Origin of the sequence: Janthinobacterium sp. SUN120 (assembly GCF_030397735.1) — a bacterium.
In the GTDB taxonomy this organism is placed as follows: Bacteria; Pseudomonadota; Gammaproteobacteria; order Burkholderiales; family Burkholderiaceae_D; genus Janthinobacterium; species Janthinobacterium kumbetense.
The window spans coordinates 1-13,745 of record NZ_JAPUBW010000005.1; the positions used below are offsets into that span (position 1 = coordinate 1).

The 13,745-nt window shown below is 63.0% G+C and carries 12 protein-coding genes and 1 rRNA gene; 3 read left to right on the forward strand and 10 right to left on the reverse strand.

The genetic code is table 11. The features are described from left to right. The first annotated feature begins 3 nt into the window (after window positions 1-3). Both rrf and O0879_RS22575 read left to right on the forward strand, forming a co-directional pair. Window positions 4-116 (forward strand): 5S ribosomal RNA (gene rrf / locus O0879_RS22570). Window positions 117-227: 111 nt separating this feature from the next. Further along, complete coding sequence (locus tag O0879_RS22575; RefSeq protein ID WP_289919211.1) at window positions 228-1,526, forward strand: leucine-rich repeat-containing protein kinase family protein; 1,299 nt, start codon at window positions 228-230, stop codon at window positions 1,524-1,526. A gap of 54 nt (window positions 1,527-1,580) precedes the next feature. Here O0879_RS22575 and O0879_RS22580 read toward each other — a convergent pair whose 3' ends face one another. Then, complete coding sequence (locus O0879_RS22580) at window positions 1,581-2,846, reverse strand: nitronate monooxygenase (RefSeq protein ID WP_070277935.1); 1,266 nt, start codon at window positions 2,844-2,846, stop codon at window positions 1,581-1,583. A 183-nt stretch (window positions 2,847-3,029) separates the two neighbouring features. Continuing rightward, on the reverse strand, window positions 3,030-3,515 hold the full coding sequence (locus O0879_RS22585) for a YajQ family cyclic di-GMP-binding protein (RefSeq protein WP_034759416.1): 486 nt from the start codon (window positions 3,513-3,515) through the stop codon (window positions 3,030-3,032). A gap of 185 nt (window positions 3,516-3,700) precedes the next feature. On the opposite strand from O0879_RS22585, the gene murB reads away from it, so the two are divergent. Continuing rightward, window positions 3,701-4,729, forward strand: coding sequence for a UDP-N-acetylmuramate dehydrogenase (gene murB, locus O0879_RS22590; protein ID WP_289918867.1), 1,029 nt, complete (start codon window positions 3,701-3,703; stop codon window positions 4,727-4,729). A 65-nt stretch (window positions 4,730-4,794) separates the two neighbouring features. Here the strand turns inward: murB and O0879_RS22595 are convergent, their stop codons facing one another. The 8 genes from O0879_RS22595 to O0879_RS22630 are packed head-to-tail and all read right to left on the reverse strand — an operon-like array spanning window position 4,795 to window position 13,745. Further along, window positions 4,795-5,109 (reverse strand): pyrimidine/purine nucleoside phosphorylase, encoded by a 315-nt coding sequence (locus O0879_RS22595; RefSeq protein ID WP_251350949.1) that lies wholly within the window; start codon window positions 5,107-5,109, stop codon window positions 4,795-4,797. A gap of 25 nt (window positions 5,110-5,134) precedes the next feature. Then, window positions 5,135-6,160 (reverse strand): diguanylate cyclase, encoded by a 1,026-nt coding sequence (locus O0879_RS22600; protein ID WP_289918868.1) that lies wholly within the window; start codon window positions 6,158-6,160, stop codon window positions 5,135-5,137. A 10-nt stretch (window positions 6,161-6,170) separates the two neighbouring features. Further along, a complete protein-coding gene (gene cheB / locus O0879_RS22605; RefSeq protein WP_099668186.1) occupies window positions 6,171-7,223 on the reverse strand; it encodes a chemotaxis-specific protein-glutamate methyltransferase CheB in 1,053 nt (350 codons plus the stop codon). A gap of 10 nt (window positions 7,224-7,233) precedes the next feature. After that, the gene (locus O0879_RS22610) at window positions 7,234-9,525 is read right to left on the reverse strand and encodes a hybrid sensor histidine kinase/response regulator (protein ID WP_289918869.1); all 2,292 of its coding nucleotides are present in this window, start codon (window positions 9,523-9,525) and stop codon (window positions 7,234-7,236) included. Continuing rightward, window positions 9,522-10,208 carry a chemotaxis protein CheW gene (locus O0879_RS22615; RefSeq protein ID WP_099665022.1) on the reverse strand — a complete coding sequence of 229 codons (687 nt, stop codon included), beginning with the start codon at window positions 10,206-10,208 and terminating at the stop codon, window positions 9,522-9,524. Before O0879_RS22615 ends, O0879_RS22610 begins: the two co-directional genes overlap by 4 nt. Before the next feature lie 9 nt (window positions 10,209-10,217). Further along, a complete protein-coding gene (locus O0879_RS22620; RefSeq protein ID WP_289918870.1) occupies window positions 10,218-11,477 on the reverse strand; it encodes a protein-glutamate O-methyltransferase CheR in 1,260 nt (419 codons plus the stop codon). Then, the gene (locus tag O0879_RS22625; protein ID WP_289918871.1) at window positions 11,474-11,929 is read right to left on the reverse strand and encodes a chemotaxis protein CheW; all 456 of its coding nucleotides are present in this window, start codon (window positions 11,927-11,929) and stop codon (window positions 11,474-11,476) included. The genes O0879_RS22620 and O0879_RS22625 overlap by 4 nt, the downstream gene beginning before the upstream one ends. A gap of 4 nt (window positions 11,930-11,933) precedes the next feature. Next, window positions 11,934-13,745 carry a methyl-accepting chemotaxis protein gene (locus tag O0879_RS22630; protein WP_289912213.1) on the reverse strand — a complete coding sequence of 604 codons (1,812 nt, stop codon included), beginning with the start codon at window positions 13,743-13,745 and terminating at the stop codon, window positions 11,934-11,936.

The following is a 13,745-nucleotide window of genomic DNA, read 5'->3' on the forward strand; positions in this document are numbered from 1 at the left end:
ATGCCTGATGACCATAGCAAGTTGGTCCCACCCCTTCCCATCCCGAACAGGACCGTGAAACAACTTTGCGCCGATGATAGTGCTGCAACCAGTGTGAAAGTAGGTTATCGTCAGGCTTGTTATGCGAAAAAACCCCTTCCGGTGATCCGGTTGGGGTTTTTTTACGTCCAATGATTTTATGCATGGCATCGATCGCGTGCTAGCTTGAAAGGAATATCTTGTCTGCTGTGCATACACTGGAGCAATTACGCGCTGGCCAACTGGCCGGCCTGCGCCGTCTGACGCTGTCCTGCGGCTTGACGGCATTCCCTCGCGAAATCTTCGACCTCGCCGACAGCCTGGAAATCCTCGACCTGTCCGGCAATGCGCTTGCCACGCTTCCCGACGATTTGCCACGCCTGCACAAGCTGCGCATCATTTTTTGCTCGAACAACCTGTTCACCAGCTTGCCGGCCGTGCTCGGTTCCTGTCCTGCGCTGGAAATGATTGGTTTCAAGGCGAACCGGATACGCCACGTGCCGGCCGCAGCCTTGCCATCCAGGCTGCGCTGGCTGACCCTGACCGACAATGCCATCGAAGCCTTGCCGGAGGAACTGGGCAAGTGCGGACAATTGCAGAAACTCATGTTGGCGGGAAATTGCCTGGACAGCTTGCCCGCTTCCTTGGCGAACTGCCGCCGGCTGGAACTGGTGCGCATCGCCGCCAATCGTTTCACGGCGCTGCCCGACTGTCTGCTGTCCCTGCCACGCCTGAGCTGGCTCGCGTACGCGGGCAATCCCTACACGGAAGCGCGGGAACTGGCGGCCCTGGCCGGTTCAGCCGCAGTGGGCGTGGCGTGGCAGCGCCTGGTATTGGCGCAGCAGCTGGGCGAGGGGGCATCGGGCGTGATTTACCGTGCCCGCCTGGATGGCGCCGATGAGGTCGCCGTCAAAGTGTTCAAGGGGGCCATGACCAGCGATGGCTTGCCGCGCAGTGAAATGGCCGCTTGCGTCGGCGCCGGTGCCCATCCGGGCCTGATTCCCATCCTCGGGACGCTCGATGCACATCCGCAAGGAGCGCTGGGACTTGTCATGCCGCTCGTTGACGCGGCCTTCCGCAACCTGGCCGGACCGCCGAGCCTGGAATCGTGTACGCGCGATGTGTATGCCGATGGCGCGCGCTTTGATATTCCGCAAACGCTGGCCATTGCCCATGGCATCGCCTCGGCCGTGCGCCAGTTGCATGCGCACGGTATCGTGCACGGCGACCTGTATGCCCACAATATCCTGCATGCGGATGCCGGCGCCTGCCTGCTGGGCGACTTTGGCGCGGCGTCCATGTTTGCGCCGGGCTCGTCGCACGGGGACGTGTTGCAGGGCATAGAGGCGCGCGCCTTTGGCGTGCTGCTGGGCGAACTGATCGCGCATTGTGCGACGCCTTTGCCGGCCCTGCACGTCATGATGGAAGATTGCCTGCAGGAAGAAGCATTGCAGCGGCCCAGCTTTGACGTGATCGAACGGGCCTTGCGGGACATGTTCCCCGCATAAAAAAATGGCGCAGCCTTCGCAGGCTGCGCCATTTTTATTTCAGGTTGGCAAGATTCAGCTTGCTACCAGGATTTCTTTTTCCGGCAGGGCGATCTGGTTGTCGACGCTGAACTGGTAATCCTTGAAGACGTGTTCGGCCGTCAGGATCTGGTACTCGCCGTTGTCGAGCTTATGCGTGGTGTCCTTCAGGCGATACGTGTAATGGCCGCAGGTCCAGCAGTTGAAGTTGCGCATGTGCGTGCACAGGCAAGTCTTGTCCATCACGACGACGGTTTTTTGCTCCGGATGGGCCGCGACTTCGCGGTTGTACGAGTTGATGTACGCGCAGTTGCCCGTCGCGTCGAGCAGGTAGCCATACGATTCGCAGCCTGGACGGATGCCGGCGCCGATGGCGGGCGTGTTCTTCAGCATGCGCATCGGGTAACCGGTCGGCGAAACGCCATTGACGATGATGTCTTCTTCCGAGGCCTTGTAGTATTCCTGCTTGACCTTGTTTGGCAAGCCGCATTCCTTGGTGACGGTAAAGCGCGTCGCCACTTGCACGCCAGCCGCGCCCGCTTCCAGGAAGGAAACGGCATCGCTGCCCGTGAAGATGCCGCCAGCGGCGATCAGCGGGATGTCCAGCTGTTCGGCCTTCAGGTAGGCCAGCAGTTCCGCCGTGATCGTGTGCAGGTCGTAATTGGCCCAGTCCATGCCGAAGCCCAGGTGGCCGCCGGCCAATGGTCCCTCGACGATGATGAAGTCGGGCAAACGGTCCAGCTTGGCGTTCTTGCGCAGGAAAATCTGCAAGGCGCGTACGGACGAGACGATGATGCCCAGCTTGGCATCACGGAAACGCGGATGGTCGGCCATCAAGGCGAACGAACCGAAGTGCAAGCCGGCAGACAGGGTGATGCCGTCGATACCCGCGTCCAGCGCCGCATTGAGTCGCACGCGCAAGGTTTCGCGGGGGCCGTTCATCGTCAGCTTTTCCATGCAATTGACGAAGATCAAGCCATCGCCTTTTTTCGCTTCCATGGTGCGGCCGATATGCAGGCGCTGCGCTTCCGCCAGGCGGCCCAGGTCGAACTGCACCACGGCCTTGTCGCTGTTATTGATGTTGAACTTGTACAGTTTCGTCTTGTCTTTGACGAAGGTGGTGTCGAAACGGCGATCCGACACGTCTTCCACCATGGCATCGGAGATATGCCCGATACCGTTCAGCCGGGCCGCTTCCAGGGCCAGCTCCGACGTGGAAATATCCACACCCATTCCGCCTATCATGATGGGCACATATTCTTTTTTGCCAAATCGCAGGCGGAAATCATCAACACGTTTCATTGCTATCCTTAGACTACCGTGGTTATCACTGAGCCAGATGTACGGTCAAGCCCGCTGCCGGTCAGGCGCGCGGGCGCATGTAGCTGTGCGCAGCTTCAATTCTACCCCAAGCGCGCGGGCGCTCCGAGGCAGCTTGCCGCCATGCCGGTGCAAGCGCAGGCCGCAGCGTGCGCATCATCGAAATTAATCGCGGAAATTGTTAAATTCCAGCGGCATGTCGGGTACATCCTTGCGCAGCATGGCCATGGCCGCCTGCAGGTCGTCGCGCTTGGCGCCCGTGACGCGCACGGCTTCGCCCTGGATGCTCGCTTGCACTTTCATCTTGCTGTCCTTGATGACGCGCACGATTTTCTTGGCATCATCCGATTCGATGCCATTCTTGATCTTGATGATCTGCTTGACCTTGTCGCCGCCGATCTTCTTGATGTCGCCTTCGTCGAGGAAGCGCACATCGACCTTGCGTTTGGTCAATTTGTTGGTCAGCACGTCGCGCACCTGGCTGAGCTGGAATTCCGAGTCCGCGAACGCGGTCAACTCGTTTTCCTTGTGTTCGACGCGGGCGTCGCTGCCCTTGAAGTCGAAGCGGGTCGTGATTTCCTTGTTGGATTGCTCGACTGCATTCTTGACTTCGATCATATCGGCTTCGGAGACTACATCAAATGACGGCATGGTCTGTTCCTTTTCTTGTTAAAGCGAGCGCACGCTCGGCGCGCTGGGCCTTGGCGGCTGATTCTGCGCCATGGGACGGCCCTGTTAAAGATGCGACATTTTAACGGACAACGGGCAAGTCGCCCTTGTCCTGAGGTGGTTTTTTGTCGCTTTCGCTCTATAATCGAGCAAAATTTCCCGATCCCATGTCTGCAGAGCTCACCATCGAACACAATTACTCCCTCCAACGCCTGAATACCTTCGGCATCGCGGCCAATGCGGCCGCCTACGTACGCATCACCTCGCAGGCCGAATTGCACGCCGCGCTGCAAGATCCCGCCCTGTCCGCCATGCCGCGCCTGATACTGGGCGGCGGCAGCAACATCGTGCTGACGGGCGACTTTCCCGGCGCCGTGCTGCACATGGCCACGCGCGGCATGCGCCTGGCGCAGGCGGATTTCGAGACGATACTCGTCACTGCCGCAGCCGGCGAAAACTGGCACGATTTCGTGCAGTGGACCCTGGCGCAAGGCGTGGGCGGGCTGGAAAACCTGTCCCTGATTCCCGGCACGGTGGGCGCGGCGCCTATCCAGAATATTGGCGCGTATGGCGTTGAAATCAAGGATTATCTGTACAGCGTGAGCGTCATGCACAGTGGCAGCGGCATCGTCTTCGACATGGACCGCGATGCCTGCCGTTTCGCTTACCGCGACAGTATCTTCAAGCAGGCGGACGGCCGCGAACTGATCGTGCTGGAAGTCACGTTTGCCTTGCCGGCCGAGTGGCAACCGAACTTGCGCTATGCGGAACTGGCGCAGGCCGTGGCCGAGCGCAATATTGCCGAGCCGACCCCCCAACAGGTGGCCGACACGGTGATGGCGATCCGCCGGAGAAAATTGCCGGATCCGGCTGTCATAGGCAATGCGGGCAGCTTCTTCAAGAATCCCGTGGTGTCACGAGAGCAATGTCTTGCCTTGTTGGAACGTTTCCCCACCTTGGTACACCATGCGCAGCCCGATGGCACGGAAAAGCTGGCGGCCGGCTGGCTGATCGATCAGTGCGGCTGGAAGGGGAAAAACCTGGGGCCCGCGGGAGTGTATCCCAAGCAGGCGCTGGTTCTGGTGAATAATGGCGGCGCTCGTGGCGCGGACATTACCCGGCTGGCGGCAGCGATACAGGATGATGTAGAGGCGAAATATGGCGTGCGCCTGTCGCCCGAGCCTGTGTTTGTCTAAATAGTCAATCCGCGCTTGAAAAAATGTTCAGGGCAACGCAGCCATGGACGTTTTTTCTGCGTGGATCAGCCGAAGTGGCAGACGTAATCTACGGTTTCGACAGTTTCAATATCAAAATAACTATTGCCCGGCACCTTGAATTGCGTGCCCGCGCCATAGCTGTTCCACTCCGTCGCATCGGCCAGGCGTACCTTGCACAGGCCGCTGACGATTTCCATGATTTCCGGCGCGCCCGTATTGAAGCGCAACGATGACGCGAAAATCACGCCCACGCTTTTCTTCGTGCCATCGGCCAGGATGACGTTGTGCGAGACGCATTTGCCGTCAAAGTAGATATTCGACTTCTTGACGACGCTGACATTGTCCAGTTGTGTGCTCATGCTTCACTTTCCTTGCTGTTAAAAATCAGTCCTGGACGTCAGCGGCGCTCAGCACGCTGTTGCGTCCGCCGCGCTTGGCCGCGTACAGGGCCTGGTCGGCGCGGTTGATCAATTGCTCGACCGTCGAGTCCGGCGAGGGCACGATGGTGGCCACGCCGATCGAGATGGTGACGATGCCCGTGCTTGCCGCTGGATTTTCGATCTGCAAGCCTTCCAGGTGGCGCCGGCACGCTTCGGCGATCAGCAGGGCCCCTGCAGCCTCCGTTTCCGGCAGGATCAGGGCGAACTCTTCGCCGCCGTAGCGGGCGGCCAGGTCGGCCGGGCGCTTCAAATGTTCCGTCAGCACGGCGGCGACTTTTTTCAGGCACAGGTCGCCCGCCAGGTGGCCGAAGTGGTCGTTATAGCTTTTAAAATGGTCGATATCGCAAAACAGCAAGCTCAACGGCGTCTTGTCGCGCTGGCCACGCTGCCATTCGAATTGCAAGGTTTCATCGAAGCGGCGGCGGTTGGCGATGCCCGTCAAGCCATCGAGGGCGGCGAGTTTCTGTAATTCAATATTCGCGTCGGCCAGGTTCTTTTGACTTTCTCGCAGGAAACGAAAAGCCTGGTCGCGCTGCAGGCGGCTGATGTGCGCGTTGGAATGGTAGCGTATGCGCGCCAGCAGCTCCAGGCGGTCCGGCAATTTCACCACATAATCGTTGGCGCCGACGGCAAAGCTGTGCGCCTTCAGTTTCGGGTCATCCTTGGCCGACATCACGATCACCGGCACATGCGCGAGCGCCTCGTTTTCGCGGTACAGCTGGATCAGGGCGAAGCCGTCGATGCCTGGCATTACCAGGTCTTGCAGGATGACGGTCGGTTGCAAACGCAGCGCCGTGTCCAGCGCCTGCGTGGCGTCGGTCACGTAATGAAATTCGATATCCTGCTGGTCGCTGAGCATGCGCCGTACTGCCTCGGCAATGATCAACTGGTCGTCCACCAGCAGCACGCTGACCTTGAATTCGGTCAATGCGGGCTCATGCTGGCTGAAACTGGAGGAGAATTCTGGCATTGCATTCTTTTCAGATGTTAGGGGAGGGCTCCCACCCATTGTTGAGTTTGGCGCCCAGGCGGCTGCGCAGGCTGGCGCCTATTCTATCCAGGGGCAGGATGTGCTGCGCCGCATCGAGTTCGGCCGCCGCGCGCGGCATGCCGTACACGGCACTGCTGGCCTGGTCTTGCGCGATGGTCGTCTTGCCGGCACGGCGCATGGCCAGCAAGCCATCGCCGCCGTCACGTCCCATGCCTGTGAGCAATACACCGATGGCGTCGCCGCGCCAGTGCTGCGCCACGCAGTTGAAGAAGACATCGACGGACGGGCGGTAAACATACTCGCGTGGTGCTGCATCGTAACCCAAACGATAATTTTGATCTAGCAGCAAGTGATCATTGGTTTTGGCGATCAGTACCGTGCCGGACACCAGTTCATCGCCTTCGACGATCACGCGCGCGGGCATGCTGAGCTGGTCATCGAGCCATTTGGCGAAGTGCGAGGCGAAGGTTTCATCGATATGCTGCACCACCACGATGGCGCAGCCGGGCGGCGCCGTCCAGCCGGACAGCACCTTGGCCACGGCCGAAGGGCCGCCCGTCGAGGCGCCGATGGCCACCAGCGTGGTAACTTGCCCGTCAGCCCGTTCGCCGCCATTGCCGTTCGCCTGGCGCGGCGGCGGCGTTTCGGCGCTGTGGCGTATCAGCTTGCCGATGGTCTTGATCTTGGCCAGCAGTTCGCTGTCGCCGCCCACTTGTCCCTGCAGCACGGGGGTGGCCGTGACGTCGAGCGCGCCAGCGCCCAGCGCGCGGAAGACCTGGTTGACATTGTCTTGCGGGCGTCCCGTGACCACCAGGATGGCGCACGGGCTTTGCTCCATGATCAGGCGCGTCGCCTCAACGCCATCCATCTCCGGCATGTTCAGATCCATCAGGATCAGGTCGGGACGGTTGCCCTCGCACATGCGCACGGCTTCGAGCCCCGTGCGGGCGATCCACAGTACCTGGTGTTCCTGCGTGCTGGCCACCACGCGGCGCAGGGCCTCGGCGGCCATGGCGACATCGTTGGCAATGGCAATTTTCATGAAGTACAACTCATAAGCGGGCATCTCCTATCAGGTCGGCCACCGCGTCGAGCAAGGTCTCGTCGTGGAAGCTGCCTTTGGTCAGGTAATAGTCGGCGCCGGCGGACAGGCCGCGCGCGCGGTCTTCCGGGCGGTCCTTGTACGAGACGATCATCACCGGCAGCTTGTGCAGGTGCAAGTCCTTCTTGATCAGCGAAACCAGCTCGATGCCGTCCATGCGCGGCATGTCGACGTCGGTGATCACCAGGTCGTATTCGCCGCTGCGCACGACGTTCCAGCCGTCGATGCCGTCGATGGCCACGTCGACCTCAAAACCGCGCGCCAGCAGCAGCTTGCGCTCCATCTCGCGCACCGTCAGCGAATCGTCGACGACGAGGATGCGCTTGGCGCGGCGCTGCTGCGCGTGGCCCGCCTGCGCCAGCTGGTGCAGGCCGCCTTCGTGCAGCAGCTTGTCGATCGACAGCAGCAGGTCGGGCACGTCGAGGATCAGCACCGGCTCGCCGTCATCGAGCAGGGCGGCGGCGGAAATGTCGCGCATCTTGCCGAAGATCGGATCGATGGCCTGCACCGCCAGGCTTTGCTCGCCGCGGATGGCGTCGACCACCAGGGCATAGCTTTGCTTGCCGCGCCCGATCACCACCACCGGCAAGTCCTCGGCCTGGTTGGCCGCTTCGCCCAGTTCCAGCACCTGCGCCGCCGAGACCAGGCCCAGATGCTCGCCCTTGAGTTCGAAGAACTGCTTGTTTTCCAGGGTATGGATGGCCGCCTGCGGCACGCGCACCACGCTTTCCACCTTGACGATGGGGATGGCGTAGGCTTCGCCCTGGATATCGATCACCAGCGCGCGCACGATCGATTGCGTCAGCGGCAGGGTGATGAGGGCGCGGAACCCCCGGCCCGGCTCCGATTCCAGGCGCACGGTGCCGTTTTGCTGGCGTATCGTCTCGTGCACGATGTCCAGGCCCACGCCGCGTCCGGACAATTGATTGGCCGTCGCCTTCAGGCTGAAGGCGGGCAGGAACAGGAATTCCAACAGCTCGCCCGGCGACAGCGCGGCGGCCATGGCGGGGCTGGCCATCTTGCGCTCGATGACGGACTGGCGGATCTTTTCCAGGTCGACGCCGCGCCCGTCGTCGCTGATTTCGATGCTCAGCATGCCGGCACGGTGGCGCGCTTCCATGCGTATCGTGCCCAGCGCTTCCTTGCCCGCGTCGATGCGCTCGTACGGGCCTTCCATGCCATGGTCGATGGCATTGCGCAGCATGTGGTTCAGCGGGCTTTCGATCTTCGCCAGGATGTCGCGGTCGACCAGGGTGTCTTCGCCTTCGATCTCCAGCTGCACTTCCTTGCCCAGGCTGCGCGCCAGGTCGCGCACCATGCGCGGGAAGGCGTGGATGCCGTCGCGGAAAGGGCGCATGCGCAGCGCCAGCACTTCGTCGACCATGCCTTGCGAGACGGCCAGCAAGCGCCGCTCATAGGTTTCGATGTCGGCGATGTGCTCGAGCATGAACTGCTTCAGGGGCTGCGTCTTTTGCAGCGCCAGCAGGGATTTTTCCATCAGGCCCGCGTCGCCCGAGCGGGCAATGGCTTCGTGCAAATGCTCGATGGCGGAAAACAGGCTGCTCTGGTTGCGCTTGAAGCGCTGCAAGGCACCGATGAACGGGTGCATCTGGTGCGCATTGATGCGCGATTCGCTGGCCAGCGACAGCAGTTTGTCGAAATTCTGCGCCTGGGCCTTGGCCGGTGCGGCACCTGTACGCGGCGCGGGCGCGGCAGCTTCTGCCGCTTCCGCTTCCGCTTCCGCGTCCTCTCCCGCCACGGGAGCCTGTGGCGCCGCCGCTGCCGGCGCTGGCACGGGCGCCGGGGGCAGGGCAGGCAATTCGGGCAGGTCGGCGATGCCGGCGATGGCGTTCAGGGTCTGGTCGATCTGCGCCGCATTGGCGGCCAGCCACGCTTCGGCGCCTGCGTCGTCCAGGCGCGACAGCTGCACGATCAGGTCGACGCCCGACAGCAGCACGTCGACCCGCTCCGGCGTGAGTTTCAGGCGGCCGTGCTGGGCGGCGACAAAGCTGTCTTCCATGCCGTGCGCCAGCTGCACCACCACTTGCAGGCCGACGATGGCGGCGGCGCCCTTGATCGAGTGCGCCGCGCGCATCATCGCTTCGACGGCGGCCGCATCGCCCGCATGACGCTCCATGGCCAGCAAGCCGTCGGTGAGGATCTGGGTCTGGCTGTCCGCCTCCATGCGGAACAGGTCCAGCATGGAAAAGGCACTCAGGTCGCCGTGCTGGTCCTGGCTCATCGTAATAGTCTCGCAAGTTGAAAGCCGATCAGCGCCGTGTCGAGGCAGCCGATGCGCATGTCGCCCTCGGTGATGACGCCGGACAGATAGCGCGACAGGCCCTTGTTGATGGTGGCCGCCGGCGCTTGCACGGTGCTCGATGCATAGCGCACGATGCCGTGCAGGTCGGCCACGGGCAGCGCGTAAGCCTGTTCTTCCCAGCGCATCAGCAGCAGGCGCGCAAAGGTGTGGCGGCCGCGCGCCGCCGGCGCGCCCTGTTCGTCGATGCCCAGCAAGTGTGCCAGCGACATGCACGGATACAGCTTGCCGCCGATATTGACGATGCCCGCCAGGCCGCGCCCGCCGCGGTGCGGCAGCACATGCGGCTTGGCCTGCGGCGCCACGGAGTCGAACACGCGCGTGGGCAGCGCCAGCCATTCGCGGCCGATGCGAAATACCAGCGCCGAGCTGTCGCGCACTTCGCCGCCCGCATCGATCTGGCGGAAGTGGCTGGCCCAGTCGCGCTGGTAGTGTTCATCCACGGGCCGCTGCAGGTTGCGCTGGGCGGCGCCCGCATACACGTCGCAGTTACGGCAATGCACGTTGGCCGGCAGCCTGGGGCAGCTCTGGTCGCCGACCACGCCGATATGGTTCCAGCAGTCGTCGATGGCGTCGGGGGACTCGGTGGCGATGAGGTTGGTCATGCTTGCCCCTTAGTTGGACGCCTGGCGGCGCTGGTAGATGCGCGCCGCGCGCGCCTTCAGGGTGGCGGCGGCCGTGTGGTTGCCATTGCGTTCGGCCAGCAGCGACAGGTGGCACAGCGCCTCGTAATGGTCGGGTTGCAGGTAGATGCAGCGGCGCCAGTAATCGTCGGCCAGGTCCATCTTGCCGGCCAGTTCATTGATGATGCCCAGCATGAAATACGCTTCCGCCGCCTCGGGCACGCGCGCCAGGTGGGCGTGGCATTTTTCGCCCGCTTCGCGCAACTGGCCACGGTCGGCCAGCAGGCGCGCTTCGGCCAGCAAATCGGCTTGCGCGGCCGGCGCCGGCGCCGGCGATGGCGATGGCGATGGCACGGACACGGGGCGCGTGCGCGGCGCTGTCGCGGCGGCAGGGGCGGCAGCGGCAGCGCGCCTTGGCGCGGGCGGTACGCTGCGCAGGGGGCGCGCTGCCGGCAGCGGCGCCACTTGCAGGGGGCTGGCCGGCGCCGCCGTTTCCTTCTTCAGGGCGAAGGCCTGGCGGAACTGCAGCGGCGCAAAGCCGTTCTGGCAGAACGACGGCACTTCCGCATAGCCGGCCAGCAGCATGCCGTCGTCGGCCAGCAGGGCGGACAGGTTGTGGATGGCCGCGCGCGTCGTCGGCTTGTCGAAGTAAATCAAGAGGTTGCGGCAGAAGATGACGTCGTAATGGCGGCTGTAGGTGGCGGTGTCGAATTGCAGCAGATTGCCCTGCCTGAAGGTGACTTGCTCGCGCAAGGAGTCGATGATGCGGTAGGCGTCGTCGGCCACGTGCGTGAAATAGCGCTCGCGGAAGGCCACGTCCTGCGCGCGGAAGGCGTTGCGGCCATACACGCCGGCTTGCGCCCGCTCGATGCAGCCGGGGCTCAGGTCATACGCGTCGATGCTGAACGCCTGTTTTGGCACGCCGCCGTCGCGCAGCGCCATGGCCATCGAATACGGTTCCTCGCCGCCCGCGCACGGGACCGACAGGATGCGCGTGGCGCGCCCCCGCGCCCAGCGTTCCTGCACCAGTTCGACGGTGGCGTAGAAGGCCTGCGGGTCGCGGAACAGCCACGATTCCGGCACCACCACCAGCTCGATCAATTGCGTCATTTCGGCCGGCGTGAGCGCTTGCAGGTAGGCTTCGCTATCGCTGAAGCCCGTTTGCTCCATGCGCTGGCCGACGGCCCGCTCGGCCACGGCTTTGGAAACGGACAGGCCGGTCGCGCGGCGCAGCAGGGCTTGTGCCGTCATGCCGCGCCCGCGTCTTGAAACAGCAGCGCGCGCACGTCCGGCGGCAGCAGGTGTTCGAGTTCCACCAGCTGCACGATGCCGTCGGCGTCGCTGGCCACCTGGCCCAGGAAGGGCGCCGTGGCCACGCCGCTATCCTCGAGCTGGTCCGCCGCGATGTCGGCGATGCCGCGCACCTGCGTGGTCAGCAAGCCCAGCGCATGCGTGGCGCCGCCAGGCGCGCGGTAGTCGACGATGACGATGCGCGTGTCGAATTGCGCGGCGGCGGCCGGCAGCCCGGCCAGGCGCGACAGGTCGATCACGGGCACGGGCGTGCCGTGCAAGTCCATCAGGCCGGCCACGTAGTCTGGCGTGAGCGGCAACTGTTTGAGCTCCAGCAGCGGCAAGACGCGCACGATGCCGGCCAGGGGCAGGCCATAGCGGTCGCGTCCGATGTGAAAGAGCAGCACTTTCATGGGATCAGATGGTGACGGCGAAGGTCGACACGCTCGACTGCAGGTCGCCCGCCGCATATTGCAACTGGTGCACCGCTTCGCTGGTGGCCTTCAGCGACTCCACCGTCTGTTGCGTGGCGTCGTTGAGCTGCATCATGGTGTCGGAAATTTGCGACGCGCCGATCGCCTGCGACTGCATGCCTTGCAGCACGGCATCGAATTGCGGCGTGAGTTTTTGCACCTGGTCCATCACGGACGACAATTGTTCCGCCACTTGGCGTACCTCGCCCACGCTGCGGCGAATTTCTTCCGAGAATTTATCCATGCCCATCACGCTGGCGGACACGGCCGACTGCATTTCCTTGAGCATTTGCTCGATATCCCAGGTGGAGACGGACGTCTGGTCGGCCAGGCGGCGGATTTCCGTCGCCACGACGGAAAAGCCGCGGCCCGCTTCGCCCGCTTTTTCCGCCTCGATGGCGGCGTTCAGCGACAGGATGTTGGTCTGGTCGGCTACTTTCGTGATGGTGATCAGTACGCTATTGATATTGCTGGCTTTTTCCGACAGGGCCGCCAGCTTGGCGTTGATGGAATCGGTGGCCGAGACCATGTGCTGCATGGTCGAATCCATGCGCTTGAGGTTGTTTTGCGCTTCGGCCGTGGCATTCGTCGTGTAGTCGGCCACGGCGGTGGCGTCTTCCATGGTTTTCAGCAACTGGCTCGTGTTGGCCGAGATTTCCTTGGTGGTGCTGAGAATTTCCACGCTGGTTTGCGCTTGCTCAATACCCGTGGCTTCCTGCTGGCGCGCCGAGGCGGCGATTTCCGTGGCGGAGGTCGTCACCTGGATGCCGGCCTTTTGCACATTGTTGAGCAGGCTGCGCAGGTTTTCAAACATCTTCGCCAGGCCGTTGCCCAGCTGGCCGATGGCGTCGTTGCCCGTGATGCCGACCTTGCCCGTCAGGTCGCCCGAGGCCGCCTTCGACACCACTTCCAGCAGGGAATCGACCTTGGCGCGCAGGCTATTCGTGGCGGCCAGTTCATTGGCCTGGTTGTCCTGGATGGTTTGCGCCATGCGGTTGAACTCTTCCGTCACCTTGCCCAGCTCGTCGCGCGAAATGATGGCGGCGCGTGCGCCTTGCTCGCCGCCGGCGATGCGCCCGACGGCGTCCGTCAGGCTGTTCAGCGGGCCGAGGATGGCCTTGGCCAGGATGAAGGAAATGCCCAGCGCCAGCACCACGCACAGCACGCCGCCCAGCGCCAAGGTCAGCAGCATGGTTTCCTGCAGGCGACTTGACGTGGCCGTGCGCTCGGCCAGCAAGCGGTTTTCTTCGGCGGCGGCTTCGTCGAGCAGTTTGTTGGCTTGCACGATGCCGGGCGAGCCGGCCGGCGGAAGCAGGCGCGCCACCGTTTCCGTGGCGCCCGGCGCATTGCCCAGCGCGCGGCGTTTCTCGATCAGGGGGGTGATCCACTCCTTGACCCAGGTGCTGCTCAGCTGGTCGATCTTGCGGAAGCGTTCCGATTGCACCTTGTTGTCCACCGTCATGCTGATGGCTTTTTGCGTGTGCTGGCTCAGCACCCCTGTTTCATCGGTTTCCGGCGTCAGCGAAGCTTCGTTGCCGGTCAGGATGAAACCGCGCGCTTCCACCTGGATTTGCAGGATGGAATTGTGAATCTTGTCGATCTCGACCAGCACTTCCATCGTGTGCCGGTCCCATGCATTGGCTTCCGACAGCCGCGAAAAGCTGTTGTAGGCCACGCCCAGCAGGATCAGGATGATGGCCACGATGGAGCCGAAGCCCAGGTACAGTTTATTCTTGATACTCAGGTCTTTGAACAT

Coding starts and splice junctions, on each gene's coding strand:
- O0879_RS22580 (WP_070277935.1), bottom strand. CDS start 2,846: ATGAAACGTGTTGATGATTTCCGCCTGCGATTTGGCAAAAAAGAATAT.
- O0879_RS22585 (WP_034759416.1), bottom strand. CDS start 3,515: ATGCCGTCATTTGATGTAGTCTCCGAAGCCGATATGATCGAAGTCAAG.
- murB (WP_289918867.1), top strand. CDS start 3,701: ATGTCTGCAGAGCTCACCATCGAACACAATTACTCCCTCCAACGCCTG.
- O0879_RS22595 (WP_251350949.1), bottom strand. CDS start 5,109: ATGAGCACACAACTGGACAATGTCAGCGTCGTCAAGAAGTCGAATATC.
- O0879_RS22600 (WP_289918868.1), bottom strand. CDS start 6,160: ATGCCAGAATTCTCCTCCAGTTTCAGCCAGCATGAGCCCGCATTGACC.
- cheB (WP_099668186.1), bottom strand. CDS start 7,223: ATGAAAATTGCCATTGCCAACGATGTCGCCATGGCCGCCGAGGCCCTG.
- O0879_RS22610 (WP_289918869.1), bottom strand. CDS start 9,525: ATGAGCCAGGACCAGCACGGCGACCTGAGTGCCTTTTCCATGCTGGAC.
- O0879_RS22615 (WP_099665022.1), bottom strand. CDS start 10,208: ATGACCAACCTCATCGCCACCGAGTCCCCCGACGCCATCGACGACTGC.
- O0879_RS22620 (WP_289918870.1), bottom strand. CDS start 11,477: ATGACGGCACAAGCCCTGCTGCGCCGCGCGACCGGCCTGTCCGTTTCC.
- O0879_RS22625 (WP_289918871.1), bottom strand. CDS start 11,929: ATGAAAGTGCTGCTCTTTCACATCGGACGCGACCGCTATGGCCTGCCC.
- O0879_RS22630 (WP_289912213.1), bottom strand. CDS start 13,745: ATGTTCAAAGACCTGAGTATCAAGAATAAACTGTACCTGGGCTTCGGC.